Annotated in this window: 19 protein-coding genes; all 19 read left to right on the plus strand. The window is 62.0% G+C overall.

Annotated features, from left to right (window positions below; all coding sequences use genetic code 11):
* Positions 1-8: 8 nt before the first annotated feature.
* Positions 9-608, plus strand: coding sequence for an NADH-quinone oxidoreductase subunit C (locus tag V6590_RS03890; protein ID WP_335419852.1), 600 nt, complete (start codon positions 9-11; stop codon positions 606-608).
* Between the two features lie 48 nt (positions 609-656).
* A complete protein-coding gene (locus V6590_RS03895; RefSeq protein ID WP_335419856.1) occupies positions 657-1871 on the plus strand; it encodes an NADH-quinone oxidoreductase subunit D in 1215 nt (404 codons plus the stop codon).
* Positions 1871-2959, plus strand: a complete 1089-nt coding sequence (gene nuoE / locus V6590_RS03900) for an NADH-quinone oxidoreductase subunit NuoE (RefSeq protein WP_335419859.1) — start codon at positions 1871-1873, stop codon at positions 2957-2959. The genes V6590_RS03895 and nuoE overlap by 1 nt, the downstream gene beginning before the upstream one ends.
* 8 nt (positions 2960-2967) lie before the next feature.
* A complete protein-coding gene (locus tag V6590_RS03905; protein WP_335419860.1) occupies positions 2968-3204 on the plus strand; it encodes a DUF5337 domain-containing protein in 237 nt (78 codons plus the stop codon).
* A gap of 9 nt (positions 3205-3213) precedes the next feature.
* Positions 3214-4509, plus strand: coding sequence for an NADH-quinone oxidoreductase subunit NuoF (gene nuoF / locus V6590_RS03910; protein WP_335419862.1), 1296 nt, complete (start codon positions 3214-3216; stop codon positions 4507-4509).
* Positions 4510-4576: 67 nt separating this feature from the next.
* Positions 4577-4867, plus strand: coding sequence for a hypothetical protein (locus tag V6590_RS03915; RefSeq protein WP_335419865.1), 291 nt, complete (start codon positions 4577-4579; stop codon positions 4865-4867).
* A gap of 57 nt (positions 4868-4924) precedes the next feature.
* A complete protein-coding gene (gene nuoG, locus V6590_RS03920) occupies positions 4925-6934 on the plus strand; it encodes an NADH-quinone oxidoreductase subunit NuoG (protein ID WP_335419868.1) in 2010 nt (669 codons plus the stop codon).
* Positions 6935-6938: 4 nt separating this feature from the next.
* Complete coding sequence (locus tag V6590_RS03925) at positions 6939-7334, plus strand: YNQ4 family lipoprotein (protein ID WP_335419871.1); 396 nt, start codon at positions 6939-6941, stop codon at positions 7332-7334.
* A gap of 33 nt (positions 7335-7367) precedes the next feature.
* The gene (gene nuoH, locus V6590_RS03930) at positions 7368-8405 is read left to right on the plus strand and encodes an NADH-quinone oxidoreductase subunit NuoH (RefSeq protein ID WP_335419875.1); all 1038 of its coding nucleotides are present in this window, start codon (positions 7368-7370) and stop codon (positions 8403-8405) included.
* Between the two features lies 1 nt (position 8406).
* The gene (gene nuoI, locus V6590_RS03935; RefSeq protein ID WP_335419879.1) at positions 8407-8910 is read left to right on the plus strand and encodes an NADH-quinone oxidoreductase subunit NuoI; all 504 of its coding nucleotides are present in this window, start codon (positions 8407-8409) and stop codon (positions 8908-8910) included.
* 6 nt (positions 8911-8916) lie between these two features.
* Positions 8917-9327 carry a carboxymuconolactone decarboxylase family protein gene (locus V6590_RS03940; protein ID WP_335419882.1) on the plus strand — a complete coding sequence of 137 codons (411 nt, stop codon included), beginning with the start codon at positions 8917-8919 and terminating at the stop codon, positions 9325-9327.
* The gene (locus V6590_RS03945) at positions 9324-9938 is read left to right on the plus strand and encodes an NADH-quinone oxidoreductase subunit J (RefSeq protein ID WP_335419884.1); all 615 of its coding nucleotides are present in this window, start codon (positions 9324-9326) and stop codon (positions 9936-9938) included. Before V6590_RS03940 ends, V6590_RS03945 begins: the two co-directional genes overlap by 4 nt.
* A 124-nt stretch (positions 9939-10062) precedes the next feature.
* The gene (gene nuoK / locus V6590_RS03950) at positions 10063-10377 is read left to right on the plus strand and encodes an NADH-quinone oxidoreductase subunit NuoK (RefSeq protein WP_335419887.1); all 315 of its coding nucleotides are present in this window, start codon (positions 10063-10065) and stop codon (positions 10375-10377) included.
* A gap of 4 nt (positions 10378-10381) precedes the next feature.
* Positions 10382-12556 (plus strand): NADH-quinone oxidoreductase subunit L, encoded by a 2175-nt coding sequence (gene nuoL / locus V6590_RS03955; RefSeq protein ID WP_335419890.1) that lies wholly within the window; start codon positions 10382-10384, stop codon positions 12554-12556.
* Positions 12556-14097, plus strand: a complete 1542-nt coding sequence (locus tag V6590_RS03960; protein ID WP_335419893.1) for an NADH-quinone oxidoreductase subunit M — start codon at positions 12556-12558, stop codon at positions 14095-14097. The genes nuoL and V6590_RS03960 overlap by 1 nt, the downstream gene beginning before the upstream one ends.
* A 10-nt stretch (positions 14098-14107) precedes the next feature.
* Positions 14108-15544: an NADH-quinone oxidoreductase subunit NuoN gene (nuoN, locus tag V6590_RS03965; protein WP_335419896.1), complete on the plus strand. Its 1437-nt coding sequence runs from the start codon at positions 14108-14110 to the stop codon at positions 15542-15544.
* A gap of 22 nt (positions 15545-15566) precedes the next feature.
* Positions 15567-16295: a biotin--[acetyl-CoA-carboxylase] ligase gene (locus tag V6590_RS03970; protein ID WP_434063230.1), complete on the plus strand. Its 729-nt coding sequence runs from the start codon at positions 15567-15569 to the stop codon at positions 16293-16295.
* Between the two features lie 11 nt (positions 16296-16306).
* Positions 16307-17086: a type III pantothenate kinase gene (locus tag V6590_RS03975; RefSeq protein WP_335419901.1), complete on the plus strand. Its 780-nt coding sequence runs from the start codon at positions 16307-16309 to the stop codon at positions 17084-17086.
* Entirely contained in the window at positions 17083-18762 is a 1680-nt protein-coding gene (locus V6590_RS03980; protein ID WP_335419904.1) for a ribonuclease J, read from the plus strand. The genes V6590_RS03975 and V6590_RS03980 overlap by 4 nt, the downstream gene beginning before the upstream one ends.
* Positions 18763-18772 lie beyond the last annotated feature (10 nt).

Consider the following 18772-nt stretch of genomic DNA (forward strand, 5'->3'; position numbering starts at 1 on the left):
GATTTCGCATGTCCGACGCTCTTGAACAGCTTGGCGCCCATCTGTCGCTGAAATGCCCCGATGCGGTGATTACCGCGACCGTGTCCTTTGGTGAACTGACGGTGGAGGTGGCGTTGCCGCATCTGCTGTCTTTCGTCGATTTCCTGAAGGCCGACAGCGCCTGCCGCTTTTCCACGCTGGTGGACATCACGGCGGTCGATCACCCGGAACGCCCGGCGCGGTTCGATGTGGTCTATCACTTCCTGTCGATGTACCAGAACCACCGCATCCGCGTGAAAGCGGCAGTGCGGGAAGAGGATATGGTGCCGTCGATCATCCCGGTGCACCCTTCGGCCAACTGGTTCGAACGTGAAGTGTTTGACATGTTCGGCATCCTGTTCTCGGGCCATCCCGACCTGCGTCGCCTGCTGACGGATTATGGCTTCCGCGGCCATCCGCTGCGCAAGGATTTCCCGACCACGGGCTATACCGAAGTGCGCTATGACGAAGCGCAGAAGCGTGTGGTCTATGAACCGGTAAAGCTGGTGCAGGAATACCGGCAGTTCGATTTCCTGAGCCCGTGGGAAGGTGCGCATTACGTGCTTCCCGGCGACGAAAAGAAAGCCTGAGCGCGCGGGGGGCCAATGCGGCCCCCGGTGTCCAGATGAGGTGAGACGATGGACGGAAAATTCGACGACGCGCAGACCGGCGAACAGAAGATCCGCAACTTCAACATCAACTTCGGGCCACAGCACCCCGCAGCGCATGGTGTGCTGCGTCTGGTGCTGGAGCTGGACGGCGAGATCGTGGAACGCTGCGATCCGCATGTCGGGCTGCTGCATCGCGGCACCGAAAAGCTGATGGAAAGCCGCACCTATCTGCAGAACCTGCCCTATCTGGACCGGCTGGATTATGTGGCCCCGATGAACCAGGAACATGCCTGGTGTCTGGCCATCGAAAAGCTGACCGGAACCAAGGTGCCGCGCCGCGCCAGCCTGATCCGGGTGCTCTATTCGGAAATTGGCCGCATCCTGAACCACCTGCTGAACGTGACCACGCAGGCCATGGACGTGGGCGCGCTGACGCCGCCGCTCTGGGGCTTTGAGGAACGCGAAAAGCTGATGGTGTTCTATGAGCGTGCCTGTGGCGCGCGACTGCACGCCGCCTATTTCCGCCCCGGCGGGGTTCACCAGGATCTGCCGCCCGCGCTGATCGACGATATCGAACAATGGGCGCATGAATTCCCGCGCGTGCTGGATGACATTGACGGGCTCTTGACCGAAAACCGCATCTTCAAGCAACGCAATGCCGACATCGGCATCGTGACCGAAGAAGAAATCCTGCAATGGGCCTATTCGGGGGTCATGGTGCGCGGGTCGGGGTTGGCATGGGATTTGCGCCGCGCGCAGCCCTATGAATGCTATGACGAATTCGACTTCATGATCCCGGTCGGCAAGAATGGCGATTGCTATGACCGCTATCTGTGCCGCATGGCCGAGATGCGCGAAAGCGTGAAGATCATCCATCAGGCCATTGCCAAGCTGCGTGCTCCGGAAGGCCGTACCGACGTGTTGGCGCGCGGCAAGCTCACCCCGCCCAAGCGCGGCGAGATGAAGACCTCGATGGAAGCGCTGATCCATCACTTCAAGCTTTACACCGAAGGCTTCCACGTCCCTGCGGGCGAGGTTTACGCCGCGGTCGAAGCGCCGAAGGGGGAATTTGGCGTCTATCTGGTGGCCGATGGCACCAACAAGCCCTATCGCGCCAAGCTGCGCGCGCCGGGTTTCCCGCATCTGCAATCCATGGATCACATCGCCAAGGGGCATCAGCTTGCCGATGTGGCCGCCATCATCGGCACGATGGATATCGTGTTCGGGGAGATCGACCGCTAATGCTGCGCCGCCTGCACAAAGACCAACCCGCCGCCTTCGCCTTCACGCCGAAGAATCTTGAATGGGCGCAGGGCCAGATTTCCAAATACCCCGAGGGCCGTCAGGCCAGCGCCATCATCCCGCTGCTGTTCCGCGCGCAGGAGCAGGAGGGTTGGCTAACCCGTCCGGCCATCGAATATGTGGCCGATATGCTGGGTCTGGCGCATATCCGGGCGCTGGAAGTGGCAACATTCTACTTCATGTTCCAGCTGCAACCCGTTGGAACTGTTGCCCATATCCAGATTTGCGGCACCACCAGCTGCATGATCTGCGGGGCCGAGGATCTGATCGCCGTCTGCAAGGAACTGATTTCGGCCCATCCGCACACGCCATCGGCGGATGGCAAGTTCAGCTGGGAAGAGGTCGAATGTCTGGGCGCCTGTGCCAATGCGCCCATGGCCCAGATCGGCAAGGATTATTACGAAGACCTGAGCCCCGAGCGTCTGCGCGAGATGATCGCGAAGTTCCGCGCGGGCGAGGTGCCGACACCGGGATCGCAGACGGGACGGTTCTCGTCGGAACCGAAAACCGGGCTGACTTCGTTGAAAGACCATGAATCGGGCCGGACCCAGTATAATGCCTCGGTGCAGCGTGCCGTGGATATCGGCGATACGGTCAAGCGCATCGACGGGACTGAAGTGCCGATCCTGACGCCATGGCGGCAGACTGCTGCCCCGGCGGCGGCTGTTCCCGCGCCTGCAGCGCCCGTCGCCCCGCAAAAGGAAGAAACTGAAGCGCCGGTCGCTGTTGCTGTAGTCTCTGAAGGCACAAAGCCGCAGGCCCTGACGGCGGCGCGCGATGGCAAGGCCGATGATCTGCAAAAGATCGAAGGCATCGGGCCGAAGCTGGAACAGCTGTGTCATGATCTGGGTATCTTCCATTTCGATCAGATCGCCAATTGGGGCGCTGCGGAAATCGCCTGGATGGACAGCAACCTGAAGGGCTTCCGGGGCCGGGTCACCCGCGACAAGTGGGTGGCGCAGGCGAAGATCATTGTCGAGCAGGGCATGGAGGAATTCCTCCGCCGTGCAAAGACCAACGATTACTGAGGGCAGAAATGACCGCTCCCCACCCCGAGATCGAAGCCCTGAAGCGCGACGCGCGGATGGTGGCATTCGTGATCGCGGGCACCATGCTGGCATGGATTGGGGCACAATGGCTGGGCGGCAGGCTGGGCTGGGAAACCCGCTTTGCTTTCCTGTTCGACCTGGCCGCATTGGCCGCGTTCTTCTGGGCGCTGGTCGTCACGTTTCAGATCTGGCGGCGGCACAAGGCCGTGCACCGGGGCAATTGAGGGCAGAACATGCTGAAGGATCAGGACCGGATCTTTACCAACCTCTACGGGATGCATGACCGCAGCCTGAAAGGGGCCATGGCACGCGGCCATTGGGACAAGACCGCCGACCTGCTGGCGCTTGGCCGCGACGGCATCATCCAGATCATGAAAGACTCTGGCCTGCGCGGCCGGGGTGGTGCGGGCTTCCCGACCGGCATGAAATGGTCCTTCATGCCCAAGCAATCGGATGGCCGCCCCTCTTATCTGGTGGTGAATGCCGACGAATCCGAACCCGCGACCTGCAAGGACCGCGAGATCATGCGCCATGATCCGCATACGCTGATCGAAGGCTGCCTTGTGGCCGGTTTCGCGATGAATGCGGTGGCAGCCTATATCTACATTCGCGGCGAATATGTCCGCGAGAAAGAGGCCCTGCAGGCCGCCATCGACGAATGCTATGATGCCGGTCTGATCGGCAAGAATGCCTGCAAGTCGGGCTATGACTTCGACGTCTACCTGCATCACGGGGCAGGGGCCTATATTTGCGGCGAGGAAACCGCCCTGCTGGAAAGCCTTGAAGGCAAGAAGGGCATGCCGCGCATGAAGCCGCCGTTCCCGGCAGGCTCGGGCCTTTATGGCTGCCCGACCACGGTGAATAACGTGGAATCCATCGCAGTGGCGCCCACCATCCTGCGCCGGGGCGCGGCCTGGTTTGCCAGCTTTGGCCGCCCGAACAATGCGGGCGTGAAGCTGTTTGCCATGTCGGGCCATGTGAACACGCCCTGCGTGATCGAAGAATCCATGTCGATCCCGATGAAGGAGCTGATCGAGAAGCATGGCGGCGGTGTGCGCGGCGGCTGGAAGAACCTCAAGGCGGTGATCCCCGGCGGGGCGTCCTGCCCGGTGATCCCGGCGGACAAATGCGAAGACGCCATCATGGATTATGATGGCATGCGCGCGCTGCAATCCTCGTTCGGCACGGCCTGCATGATCGTGATGGATCAGCAGACCGACATCATCAAGGCGATCTGGCGGCTGTCGAAGTTCTTCAAGCATGAAAGCTGCGGTCAATGCACGCCCTGCCGCGAGGGCACCGGATGGATGTATCGCGTGATGGATCGTCTGGTGCGCGGCGAGGCGGAGGTCGAGGAAATCGACATGCTGCTGAGCGTGACGAAGCAGGTCGAAGGCCATACGATCTGTGCGCTCGGCGATGCGGCGGCATGGCCGATCCAGGGCCTGATCCGGCATTACCGCGAAGAGATCGAAGACCGCATCAAGGCCAAGAAGACGGGCCGCATGGGCGCGATGGCGGCGGAATAAGATGAACCTTGCCCCCCTCCTTTTCACGGGCGTTGCAGCAGGCCTTTCGGCCTGTGTCGCGACACCCGTGGCTGCCCCAAAAGGCCCTGCACAAGTCGGGTCTTTTGTTGTGGCGCAGGACGGGGCGAGTTTTTCGGCGCAGGTCGCGCCTGGCGCTCCAGGCCACGCGCTGACCCGTATGGGTGCCGTGCCGGTATCTGGCAACAGCATCATCGTATCGCCTTTCGGGTTCGATCAGGGCAGACGCGCCAAGGATCTGGCCCGGCAGGCCTGCGAACAGGCGCGCGGCCGGTTTCAGCCCCGGGCGGTGGGCCGCTTCGCCCAAGGCGCATGGATATTCGAGGGGGGCTGCGCATGATCCCCTTTCAACAGATGACGGCGCGGGGGTTCCCCCGCCATTCGGCGGAGTAAGCTGATGAGCAACCTCAAGAAAATCATCATCGACGGCATCGAGGTCGAGGTTGATGGCGCGATGACGATCATTCAGGCGGCCGAAGTCGCCGGGATCGAAATCCCGCGCTTTTGCTACCATGAACGCCTGTCGATCGCGGGCAACTGCCGGATGTGCCTTGTCGAAGTGGTCGGGGGCCCGCCGAAGCCTGCCGCAAGCTGCGCCATGCAGGTGCGCGATCTGCGCCCCGGCCCGAATGGCGAACCCCCGGTGGTCAAGACCAACAGCCCGATGGTCAAGAAGGCCCGCGAAGGGGTGATGGAATTTCTGCTCATCAACCACCCGCTGGATTGCCCGATCTGCGACCAGGGCGGCGAATGCGACCTGCAGGATCAGGCCATGGCCTATGGCGTGGATTTCAGCCGCTACCGCGAACCCAAGCGCGCGTCGGAAAATCTTGATCTCGGCCCGCTGGTCAAGACCGAGATGACCCGCTGCATCAGCTGCACCCGCTGCGTGCGCTTCACGACCGAGGTGGCGGGCATCCATCAGATGGGCCAGACCGGGCGCGGCGAAGATAGCGAGATCACCTCCTATCTGAACATGACGCTCGATTCGAACCTGCAGGGCAATATCATCGACCTGTGCCCGGTGGGGGCGCTGACCTCGAAGCCCTATGCCTTCACCGCCCGGCCCTGGGAACTGACCAAGACCGAGAGCATCGACGTGATGGATGCGCTTGGGTCGAACATCCGCATCGACACCAAGGGGCGCGAAGTCATGCGCATCGTGCCGCGCAACCATGACGGCGTGAACGAGGAATGGCTGAGCGACAAGTCGCGCTTTGTCTGGGATGGTCTGCGCCGTCAGCGGCTGGACACACCCTATATCCGCGAAAATGGCCGTCTGCGCAAAGCCGGCTGGTCCGAGGCGCTGGCCGCCGCCGCCGCCGCGATGCGGGGCAAGAAGGTCACCGGTCTGGTGGGCGATCTCGTGTCGGTCGAAGCGGCCTACAGCCTCAAGACCCTGATCGAAGCGCTTGGCGGTACGGTGGAATGCCGGGTCGATGGGGCCAGGCTGCCTGCGGGCAATCGTGCGGCCTATGTCGGCACGGCCACCATCGAGGATATCGACACCGCCAAGACCATCCTGCTGATCGGCACCGATCCGCGGAATGAAGCCCCGGTGCTGAACGCCCGCCTGCGCAAGGCCTGGTCGAAAGGCGCGCGGATCGGGCTGATCGGTCAGCCGGTCGATCTGACCTATGATTACCTGCACATGGGCAGCGACCGCGCGGCACTGGTCGATCTGGTGGATCGGGTCACGGAAAAGCCCGATACGCTGGTGATCGTGGGGCAGGGCGCGCTGACCGCTGCTGATGGTGAGGCTGTGCTGGGGCAGGCCATGGCCTATGCCGCAGGCGCGGGGGCCAAGCTGATGGTGCTGCACACCGCCGCCGCCCGCGTGGGCGCGATGGATGTGGGCTGCACCACCCCGGGCGGGCTGAAGGCCGCGACCGAGGGCGCAGAGGTGATCTATAACCTCGGTGCGGATGAGGTCGAAATCGACGCAGGCGCCTTTGTGATCTATCAGGGCAGCCATGGGGATCGTGGCGCGCATCGCGCCGACATCATCCTGCCGGGGGCCGCCTATACCGAGGAAAACGGCCTGTTCGTGAACACCGAAGGCCGCCCGCAACTGGCGTTGCGCGCCGGGTTCGCACCGGGGGAGGCCAAGGAAAACTGGGCCATCCTGCGCGCGCTGTCGGCCGAGATCGGCAGCACGCTGGCCTGGGACAGCCTGGGTGAATTGCGCGGCCGGATCGTGGCAGCGCATCCGCATCTGGGTGACATCGACGAAGTTCCGGCCAATGAAGGCCCGGCTTTGCCGCGTGTGACATTGGGCAATGCGCCCTTTGGCCTTGCGGTGAAGGATTTCTACCTGTCCAACCCGATTGCCCGCGCCTCGGCGCTGATGGGGCAATTGCAGGCAATGGCACGCGCACGGGCCGAAACCCCGCTGGCGGCGGAGTGATCTGATGCGCGCCCTTGGCCTCATCGCGATGCTGACAGCCGCCCCGGCGGCACTGTCGGCATGTGGCGTGGCCAAGGCGGTGACGACGGGCAGCCCGAAATATGACGGGATCGAAACCATCCTGCTGGATGGCGATCTGGTGAATTTCCGGGTGGCGATGCGCGGGGCGAACGGCAAGGCGGATGTGGAAAGCTATGCCCGCTGTGCTGCCGCGCAATATGCGCTGATCCGGGGCTGGGGCTTTGCGCGCCATGTGCGCACTACGGTTGCCCGGACCGGCACCGAATGGCGGGGCGATGCGGTCTATACGATCTCTGCCGCGCTGCCCGACGGATTGCGCACCATTGACGCCGAAGTCACGGTGCGCGATTGCGGCGAACGTGGAATACCGACGGTATGACAAGACGAAAAGAAGCTGAGGGACTGAAGGCAAATGGCTGAATTTCTGCAAACCGGATTGGGGATGGCGCTGCTGATCGCAGCCCAGAGCCTCATGGTCATCGCCTTCGTGATGATCTCGCTTCTCTTTCTCGTCTATGGCGACCGCAAGATCTGGGCGGCTGTCCAGATGCGGCGCGGGCCTAACGTGGTGGGGGCCTTCGGCCTGCTGCAATCCGTGGCCGACGCGCTGAAATATGTGGTGAAAGAGGTCGTGGTACCTGCCGGGGCCGACCGCCCGGTGTTCTTCCTGGCACCGATGCTGTCCTTCGTGCTGGCCATGATCGCCTGGGCGGTGATCCCGTTCAACGAAGGCTGGGTGCTGGCCGATATCAACGTCGCCATCCTTTATGTTTTCGCCATCTCCTCGCTGGAAGTTTATGGCGTGATCATGGGGGGATGGGCGTCGAACTCCAAATACCCGTTCCTCGGATCGTTGCGGTCTGCCGCGCAGATGATTTCCTATGAAGTGTCGCTGGGCCTGATCATCATCGGCATCATCATCTCCACGGGTTCGATGAACTTCTCGGCCATCGTGGCCGCGCAGGATACCGGCTGGGGCTTCTTCGGCTGGTACTGGCTGCCGCATCTGCCGATGGTGGCGCTGTTCTTCATTTCGGCCCTGGCCGAAACCAACCGCCCTCCGTTTGACCTGCCGGAAGCGGAATCGGAACTCGTGGCGGGCTATCAGGTGGAATACAGTTCCACCCCGTTCCTGCTGTTCATGGCGGGTGAATATATCGCCATCTTCCTGATGTGCGCGCTGATCTCGCTCTTGTTCTTCGGGGGCTGGCTGTCGCCGATCCCGGGTGTGCCGGATGGCGCGCTGTGGATGGTCGCGAAGATGGCCTTCTTCTTCTTCCTGTTCGCCATGGTGAAGGCGATCGTGCCACGCTACCGCTATGACCAGCTGATGCGGATTGGCTGGAAGGTGTTCCTGCCGTTGTCGCTGGCCTGGGTGGTGATCGTGGCGTTCCTTGCGAAATTCGAAGTGATGGGCGGCCTCTGGGCACGCTGGACCATTGGGGGCTGACATGGGCGAGACCCGCGCAATCGACTTCAACCGCGCCGCCAAGTATTTCCTGCTGGTGGATTTCATCAAAGGCTTCGGTCTGGGCCTGCGCTACTTCTTTGCACCCAAGGCCACGCTGAACTATCCGCATGAAAAGGGGCCGCTGTCGCCGCGCTTCCGCGGTGAACACGCGCTGCGCCGCTATCCCAATGGGGAAGAGCGCTGCATCGCCTGCAAGCTGTGCGAAGCTGTCTGCCCGGCGCAGGCCATCACCATTGATGCCGAACCGCGTGAAGATGGCAGCCGCCGCACCACGCGCTATGACATCGACATGACGAAGTGTATCTATTGCGGCTTTTGTCAGGAGGCCTGCCCGGTGGATGCCATTGTCGAAGGCCCGAATTTCGAATTCTCGACCGAGACGCGCGAAGAACTCTACTATGACAAGGCCCGCCTTCTGGCCAACGGTGCCCGCTGGGAAGCCGAGATCGCGCGGAACCTTGAACTTGACGCGCCTTACCGGTAACTGGCCATGACCGAAGATTTCACCAAGCTTTTCAAGACGATGATGGAGCAGGGACAGGAAATGGTCCGTGCCTTCAATCCGTCCTTGGAAACGATGCCGGTGAAGGGATTCGAGAACTTCTTCCCCACCATGACGAAAGACATGATGGAGATGTGGTTCGGCCGCACCTTCAACCGCGAGGGGCTGGATGCCAAGACCCGGCTTCTGGTCACCATTGCGGCGCTGACGGTGCTGGGGGCCCATGCCGAGGCGCAGCTGAAGCTGACCATCCGGCACGCGCTGGAGGCGGGCGCCACCCAACGCGAGATTGCGGAAGTGATCTGGCAGATGAGCATGTTCGGCGGCCTGCCCGCCATGCAGAAGGCGCTTGAACAAGCCCAAGCCGTCTTTGCCGAAACCGAGGAGAAAAACGCATGAGCGTTGCGGATTACGCCTTTTATTGCTTCGCCGTGGTGACGGTTTCGGCAGGCCTGATGGTCACCGTATCGCGCAACCCGGTGCATTCGGTGCTGTGGCTCATCCTGACTTTCCTGTCGGCGGCGGGGCTGTTCGTGCTTCTGGGCGCCGAATTCGTCGCCATGTTGCTGATCATCGTCTATGTCGGCGCCGTGGCGGTGCTGTTCCTGTTCGTCGTGATGATGCTTGATGTCGATTTCGCGGAATTGAAGGGCGAAATGGCGCGCACCATGCCGCTGGCGCTGCTGATCGGGGTGGTGATCCTGCTGCAATTCGGCATGGCCTATGCGGCCTGGACCCAGGCCGAAGGCGCGCAAGCGCTGCGTCAGGCCGTCACCCCCGCGATCAATGAGGTGGAGAACACCCGTGCGATCGGCCTGCTGATCTATGACAAGTATATCTACCTGTTCCAGACGGCGGGGCTGATCCTGCTGGTCGCGATGATCGGGGCCATCGTGCTGACCCTGCGCCACCGCAAGGACGTAAAGCGCCAGAACGTGCTGCATCAGATGTGGCGCGATCCGGCCAAGGCGATGGAACTGAAAGACGTCAAGCCGGGGCAGGGGCTGTAAGGAAAGCAGACCGGGCGGTGCATGCAAGCTGCTCGCCTACGAAAAATCCGAGGTCGGGTTTCCCTGGCTTCCACGCGGCAGGGCCGCAAACAGAACATACGGGCAAACACCCGGAGGGACGAGAATGGTAGGACTGGAACATTACCTGACGGTGGCGGCGGCCTTGTTCGTCATTGGCATCTTCGGCATCTTCCTCAACCGGAAGAACGTGATCGTCATCCTGATGTCGATCGAACTGATGCTGCTGGCCGTGAACATCAACCTTGTCGCCTTCTCCTCCTCGGTGGTGGGGATGGGCGATCTGGTGGGGCAGGTCTTCACCATGTTCGTGCTGACCGTGGCCGCAGCCGAGGCTGCCATCGGCCTTGCGATCCTGGTCAGCTTCTTCCGCAACCGCGGCACCATCGATGTCGAAGACGCCAACGTGATGAAAGGCTGACCGAATGGCCACGATCATTCTTCTCGCGCCGCTGGTCGGCGCCCTGATCTGCGGCTTCGGCTGGCGCTTTATTGGCGAACGGGCGGCCCAGATCCTTACCACCTCGATGATCTTTCTGGCGGCGCTGCTGTCCTGGATCATCTTCCTGACCTTTGATGGCGAAACCACCCGGATCGTTCTGCTGCGCTGGATCGAAAGCGGGTCGCTGGCGACTGAATGGGCGATCCGGCTGGACCGGCTGACGGCGATCATGCTGGTCGTCGTGAACTCGGTTTCGGCGCTCGTGCATCTGTACAGCTTTGGCTATATGGCGCATGACGACAACTGGCATGAAAGCGAGCATTACAAGGCGCGCTTCTTCGCCTATCTGTCCTTCTTCACCTTTGCCATGCTGACGCTGGTCACCAGCGACAACCTTGTGCAGATGTTCTTCGGCTGGGAAGGCGTGGGTGTGGCCTCCTACCTGCTGATCGGCTTCTACTATCGCAAGCCTTCGGCCAATGCGGCGGCGATGAAGGCCTTCATCGTGAACCGGGTCGGTGACTTCGGCTTTGCGCTTGGCATTTTCGGCCTGTTCTTCCTGACCGATAGCATCCGCTTTGACGATGTCTTTGCCGCTGGCCCGCAACTGGCCGAAACCACGATCACCTTCCTGTGGACGGAGTGGAACGCGGCAAACCTGATTGGTGTGCTGCTGTTCATCGGGGCCATGGGCAAATCGGCCCAGCTTGGCCTGCACACCTGGTTGCCCGATGCGATGGAAGGCCCGACCCCGGTGTCGGCGCTGATCCACGCGGCCACCATGGTGACGGCGGGGGTGTTCCTGGTCTGCCGCATGTCGCCGATCTATGAGTATGCACCCGATGCCCAGACCATGATCGTGGTTATCGGGGCCAGCAGCGCCTTTGTCGCCGCGACCATCGGCCTTGTGCAGAATGACATCAAGCGTGTGATCGCCTATTCGACCATGTCGCAGCTGGGCTACATGTTCGTGGCGGCGGGTGTGGGCGTCTATTCGGTGGCGATGTTCCACCTCTTCACCCATGCCTTCTTCAAGGCGATGCTGTTCCTTGGGGCTGGTTCGGTGATCCATGCCACCCATCACGAACAGGACATGCGCAACTATGGCGGTCTGCGGAAGAAGATCCCGGTGACCTTCTGGGCCATGATGATCGGCACGCTGGCCATTACCGGCGTGGGTATCCCGCTGACGCATTTCGGCTTTGCCGGCTTCCTGTCGAAGGACGCGGTGATCGAAAGCGCCTTTGTCGGGTCGCAATATGCCTTCTGGCTCCTGGTTGTGGCGGCCTGCTTCACCAGCTTCTACAGCTGGCGGCTGATGTTCCTGACCTTCTACGGCGAAAGCCGCGCGCATGGTCATGACCACGGCCACGGCCATGACCACGGTCACGGTCACCACGAGCCGCATGAAAGCCCGATGGTCATGCTGATCCCGCTGGGGGTTCTGGCGCTTGGCGCGATCTTCTCGGGGATGCTGTGGTACAACGTCTTCTTCGGCAAGGAAGAGGCAATGCGGGCCTGGTTCGGGATGGAACCTGCCGCCCATGCCACGGAACATGCCGCACCCGAGGGGCAAGCCGTCACAGCAGAGGCTGACGGTTCCGGCCACGCGGAAGCCGCCCCTGCAGAAGGCCACGGCACTGCGGCCGAAGGCCATGCGGATGCGGCGGTGGCCGCCGATGCAGGGCATACCGCAGCCGTGGCACCGAAAGGCGCGATCTTCCTTGGCCCGGACAACCACATGATCCACGCGGCGCATGAGGTGCCGAAATGGGTCAAGGTTTCGCCCTTCATCGCCATGCTGATCGGCCTGTTCACCGCCTGGCTGTTCTATATCAAGAACCCCAGCCTGCCGCGCCGTCTGGCCGAAGCGCAGCGCCCGCTCTACGAATTCCTGCTGAACAAGTGGTATTTCGACGAGCTGTACAACGCCATCTTCGTCGTTCCTGCCAAATGGCTGGGCAACTTCCTGTGGAAGAAAGGCGATGGTGCGGTGATTGACGGGGCGATCAACGGGGTTGCCATGGGTGTGATCCCGATGGTGACGCGCTTCGTGAACCGCCTGCAGTCGGGCTACATCTTCCACTACGCATTCGCCATGGTTCTGGGCATCGCCGCCCTGATCACTTGGATGTCGCTCTCGGGGGGCGCGCACTAATGGAAAACGTCCTTTCCATCATCACCTTCATCCCGGCTGTGGCTGCCGCCGTTCTGGCGCTGTTCCTGCGCGGCGATGATGCGGCGGCGCAGCGCAATGCCAAATGGGTTGCGCTGCTGGCCACCTCGGCCACCTTCCTGTTGTCGCTGACCATTCTGTCGGGCTTTGATCCGGCGAACACCGGCATGCAGTTCGTCGAGGAATATGACTGGATCCTTGGCCTGAAATACAAGATGGGCGTGGATGGCATTTCGGTGCTGTTCGTCATGCTGACCACCTTCCTGATGCCGATCACCATCGCTTCGTGCTGGAGCGTGGAAAATCGGGTGAAGGAATACATGATTGCCTTCCTGCTGCTGGAAACGCTGATGCTGGGCGTGTTCTGTGCGCTGGATCTGGTGCTGTTCTACCTGTTCTTCGAAGCCGGTCTGATCCCGATGTTCCTGATCATCGGCATCTGGGGCGGGAAAGAGCGGATCTATGCGGCCTTCAAGTTCTTCCTCTACACCTTCCTTGGGTCGGTGCTGATGCTGGTGGCGATGATCGCCATGTATGTCGATGCGGGCACCACTGATATTGTCGTGCTGCTGAAGCATGACTTTGCATCGGAAACGCTCGCACTTGGCGGGTTCCAGATCGTTGGCGGCTTGCAGACCATCCTGTTCCTGGCTTTCTTCGCCAGCTTTGCGGTGAAGATGCCGATGTGGCCGGTGCATACCTGGTTGCCGGACGCCCACGTTCAGGCCCCGACCGCTGGGTCGGTGGTGCTGGCGGCGATCCTGCTGAAGATGGGCGGCTATGGCTTCCTGCGCTTCAGCCTGCCGATGTTCCCGGTTGGCGCCGATGTGATGAGCGGTGTGGTCCTGTGGATGTCGGCCATTGCCATCGTCTATACCAGCCTTGTCGCGCTGGCCCAGAATGACATGAAGAAGCTGATCGCCTATTCGTCGGTCGCGCATATGGGCTATGTCACCATGGGGATCTTTGCGGCGAACCAGCAAGGCATTGACGGCGCGATCTTCCAGATGCTGTCGCACGGCTTCATCTCGGGCGCGCTGTTCCTGTGTGTGGGTGTGATCTATGACCGGATGCATACCCGCGAAATCGATGCCTATGGCGGGCTTGTCATCCGCATGCCGGCCTACGCGCTGATCTTCATGTTCTTCACCATGGCCAATGTGGGCCTTCCGGGCACCAGCGGCTTTGTCGGGGAATTCCTGACGCTGATGGGCATTTTCCAGGTGAATACCTGGGTGGCCGCTGTGGCGACTTCGGGCGTGATCCTGTCGGCGGCCTATGCGCTGTGGCTGTATCGCCGGGTCGTGTTCGGCGATCTGGTGAAAGAGGCGCTGAAGTCGATCACCGACATGGATGTCCGCGAACGGCTGATCTTCGCGCCGCTGGTGGTGATGACGCTGCTGCTGGGCATCTATCCGTCGGTCGTGACCGACATCATCGGGCCCTCGGTCGAGGCCCTGGTGACCGACTACCATGCTGCGATCCCGGCATCTGCGGATGTCGCGGAAGCGGCCACGCATTGAGGGCGAAGCGATGAACGCGTCTGATTTCAACACTGTCCTGCCCGAAGTCGTGCTGTCGGTCTATGCCATGGCGGCGCTGCTGTTCGGCGTCTATACCGGCAAGGACAAGCTGACCGGGGCAATCACCTGGTCCACGGCGGGGATGTTACTGATTCTGGCCTTCTGGATCGGGGTGAATGGCGAAGGGGCCCGCACCGCCTTTGGTGGCATGTTCAACGATGATCCCTTTGCACGCTTCGCCAAGGTGACCATCCTGCTGTCGGCCGCTGCCGTTCTGCTGATGAGCCAGGATTACATGCAGCGCCGGGGGCTGGCGCAGTTCGAATACCCGATTCTGGTCGCGCTTGCGACCGTCGGGATGATGATGATGGTATCGGCGGGCGATCTGATCGCGCTGTATATGGGCCTGGAGCTGCAATCCCTTGCGCTTTATGTCATCGCGGCGTTCCGGCGCGACAGCGTGAAATCCACCGAAGCCGGTCTGAAGTATTTCGTGCTTGGGTCGCTGTCTTCGGGCCTGCTGCTTTATGGCGCGTCGTTGACCTATGGCTATGCTGGCACGACGCTGTTCTCGGGCATCATCTCCACCCTGGGCCATGGTATTCCCGTCGGGCTGCTGTTCGGCCTTGTGTTCATGCTGGCCGGTCTGGCCTTCAAGGTATCGGCCGCGCCGTTCCACATGTGGACGCCCGATGTCTATGAAGGTGCGCCGACCCCGGTGACCGCCTTCTTCGCCACCGCACCGAAGGTTGCCGCCATGGCCCTGTTCGCCCGTCTGGCCCATGATGCCTTTGGCACCATCCCCGATCAGTGGGGGCAGGTGATCGCGGCGCTGTCGGCGCTGTCGATGTTCGTGGGGGCCATTGCCGCCATCGGCCAGAAGGATATCAAGCGCCTGATGGCCTATAGCTCCATCGCCCATATGGGCTATGCGCTGATGGCTCTGGCTGCGGGAACCGCGGGCGGCGTGCAGGCGATGCTGGTCTATATGGCGATCTATGTGACCATGAACATCGGCACCTTTGCCTTCATCCTGTCGCTGGAACGCGATGGCAAGCCGGTGTCGGACATTGCCGCCCTGAACATGTTTTCCAAGGCCGAACCGGCCAAGGCGCTGGCGGTGCTGATCCTGATGTTCAGCCTTGCGGGCGTGCCGCCCTTCATCGGCTTTTTCGGCAAGTTCTATGTGCTGAAAGCGGCGGTGGATGCGGGGATGACCTGGCTGGCGATTGCCGGTGTCGTGGCTTCGGTGATCGGGGCGTTCTATTACCTGCGGCTCGTGTTCTTCATGTATTTCGGCAAAGAGGCCGATGGCGTGCAAAGCCGCATGGGTGCCGTGCAATGGGTGGCCCTGATGGGATCGGCGGCGCTGGTTGTTCTGGGCGCGGTCAACCTGTTCGGCATCGATCCGATGGCTGCCGTGGCGGCGGAAGCACTTGTCCGCTAAGGCCCCCCGCTGGCCCGAGGGTGTGGCCCGCCATGCCCTTGCCAGTGTTGACAGCACAAATGCCTATGCCTCTTCCCTCGCGCCGGGCCTGACAGGTCCGGCGTGGGTCATTGCGGGCGAACAGACCGCCGGGCGTGGCCGGCGCGGGCGTGGCTGGTCCAGCCCGCGTGGAAATTTCTACGGCAGTCTGGTGATGCAACCGGATGGCGCACCCGACCGCGCGGCGCTGCGCAGTTTCATTGCTGCCCTTGCGCTGCACCAGACCTGCGTGGCGCTGACCGGGCTGCCGCAATCCTTTACGCTGAAATGGCCCAATGATGTGCTGCTGAATGGCGGCAAGCTGGCGGGCATCCTGCTGGAAAGTGCGGGGCAGGGCGGACGCATCGGCCATCTGGTCATCGGCATCGGGGTGAACCTGATTGCCGCCCCGACCGTGGATCAGGTAGAGCCCGGTGCCGTGCCGCCGGTCAGTCTGCTGGGCGAAACCGGGCTGCGCGTCACGCCAGAGATGTTTCTGGACCACCTCGCCCCGGCCTTTGCCGGGTGGGAGGCCGAATTTGTCGCCCATGGCTTCGCCCCGATCCGCTCGGCCTGGCTTGCGCAGGCGGCGCGGCTGGGCGAAACCATCCGCGCCCGCACGGGCACGCAGGAACGCCACGGTATCTTTGAAACCATCGACGACACTGGCGCGCTGGTGCTGAACATGAACGGCATGCGCGAGGCGATCCCCGCGGCCGAGGTCTTTTTCTAGGGGGGCGGCCCATGCTTCTGGCCATCGATTGCGGCAATACCAACACCGTGTTTTCGATCTGGGATGGCGCAAGGTTCATCGCGACATGGCGCATCGCCACCGATCACAAGCGCACGGCGGATGAATATTTCGTCTGGCTGTCCAGCCTGATGATGCTGACCCGAACCGAAGCCCAGGTGACCGAGGCGATCATCAGCAGCACGGTGCCGCGCGTGGTCTTCAATCTGCGGGTGTTGTGCAACCGCTATTTCGATTGCCGCCCGCTGGTGGTGGGCAAGCCGGAATGTGCCCTGCCTGTGGCCCCCCGCGTCGATCAGGGCACGACGGTGGGGCCTGATCGGTTGGTCAATACTGTCGGTGGATTTGATCGACATGGCGGCAATCTGATCGTTGTCGATTTCGGCACGGCCACTACCTTCGACGTCGTGGATACCGATGGCGCCTATATCGGTGGCGTCATTGCGCCCGGCGTGAACCTGTCTCTGGAGGCATTGCACATGGCCGCAGCGGCGCTGCCGCATATCGACATTGCCCGCCCCGCGCTGGCCATTGGCACGAATACGGTGGCCTGCATGCAGTCGGGCGTGTATTGGGGCTATATCGGCCTCGTCGAAGGCATCGTCCGGCAGATCCGTGCCGAACGGGATCGCCCGATGAAGGTCATCGCAACCGGGGGGCTGGCCCCGTTGTTCCAGCAGGGAACCGAACTGTTTGACTCGGTGGAAGACGATCTGACCATGCATGGTCTGCGGCTGATCCACCATTACAACAAGGAACTGGAAACCGCATGAGCGTGACCAACCGCCTGATCTACCTGCCCCTTGGCGGTGCCGGAGAAATCGGGATGAACTGCTATGTCTATGGCTATGGGCCGGAAGACCGGGAACGTCTGATCGTTGTCGATCTGGGCGTGACCTTCCCCGACATGGATACCACGCCCGGCGTCGATCTGATCATGCCCGATGTGTCCTGGCTGACCGAACGCGCCGACCGGATCGAGGCCATCTTCATCACCCATGCGCATGAAGACCATATCGGGGCGCTTGGCCATCTGTGGCCCCGGCTGAAGAAACGCATTTACGCCCGCAAGTTTACCGCCGCCATCGGCAAGCTGAAATTCGATGAACACGGCCTGCCGCTGGATGTGATCCATACGGTCGAACCGCGGCCTTCGGTGGTCGAGGCGGGTCCGTTCCGGGTGCAATTCGTGCCGATTGCCCATTCCATTCCGGAAAGCTCGTCGCTGATCATCGACACTCCGGCAGGCCGGATCGTGCATTCGGGGGATTTTAAGACCGACCCGAACCCGGTGGTGGGTGAGGGCTGGGACGAGGCCGCCTTCCGCGCCATTGCCGCCGAGGCGCCGGTGAAGGTGCTGATGTGCGATTCCACCAACGTCTTCTCGCCCCATGTCGGGCGGTCTGAATCCACGCTGGCCGATCCGATCCATGGGTTGATCGCCAATGCGGGCGGGATGGTGGTGGCCACAACCTTTGCCTCGAACGTGGCGCGGCTGAAAACCCTGGCCGAAGCCGGGCGCGCAGCGGGCCGGTCGGTCTGTCTGTTGGGACGGGCCATGCAGCGCATGGTGAAAGTAGCGCAGGATACCGGCGTGCTGACCGATTTTCCGCCCACCATTCCGTCGGAACAGGCGACCGAAGTATCACGGCAGAACCTGATGCTGATCGTGACCGGCAGCCAGGGCGAGCGCCGCGCCGCTACGGCCCAGCTCAGCCGGGGCCGCTATCTGGGGCTGGAGCTGAAGGAAGGTGATCTGTTTCTGTTTTCATCGAAAACCATCCCGGGGAACGAACGTGATGTGCTGCGCATCATGAACAGCTTCTCCGAAATGGGCGTCGATGTGGTGGATGACACCAATGGCCGCTATCATGTGTCCGGCCATGCCAACCGCCCCGATCTGGAACTGATGCACGAGGTGCTGCGGCCCCAGATGCTGATCCCGATGCATGGCGAACACCGGCATCTGCGCGAACATGCCCGGCTGGGGGAACAGCGTGGCATTGCATCCGAGGTTGTGACCAATGGCATGATGATGGACCTGAGCGGCGATACGCCGGAAATTGCCGAATATCTGGAAACCGGTCGGCTGTATCTGGATGGGTCGGTGCTGATCGGCGCGCGCGACGGCGTGGTGCGCGACCGTATTCGCATGGCGCTGAACGGGCATGCGCTGATTACGGTGATCCTTGATGAAAATGACGATCCGTTGGGCGAGGCCTGGGTCGAGCTGATGGGGCTGCCGGAACTTGGCAAGCGTGGTCAGCCCTTGGCCGAGGCGATGGAGGCCGAACTCACCCAGTTCCTTGAAACCGCGCCTGCCAAGTTGCTGCGCGATGATGACAAGACCGAAGAAGCGATCAAGCGGATCGTGCGGCAGGTTTCGGTCGAAGAGATCGGCAAGAAACCCGAAGTGACGGTGGTGGTCAGCCGGCTGATGTCTGAATGACCACGCAGAA

It is taken from the genome of Gemmobacter denitrificans, assembly GCF_036964905.1.
GTDB lineage: Bacteria > Pseudomonadota > Alphaproteobacteria > Rhodobacterales > Rhodobacteraceae > Gemmobacter > Gemmobacter denitrificans.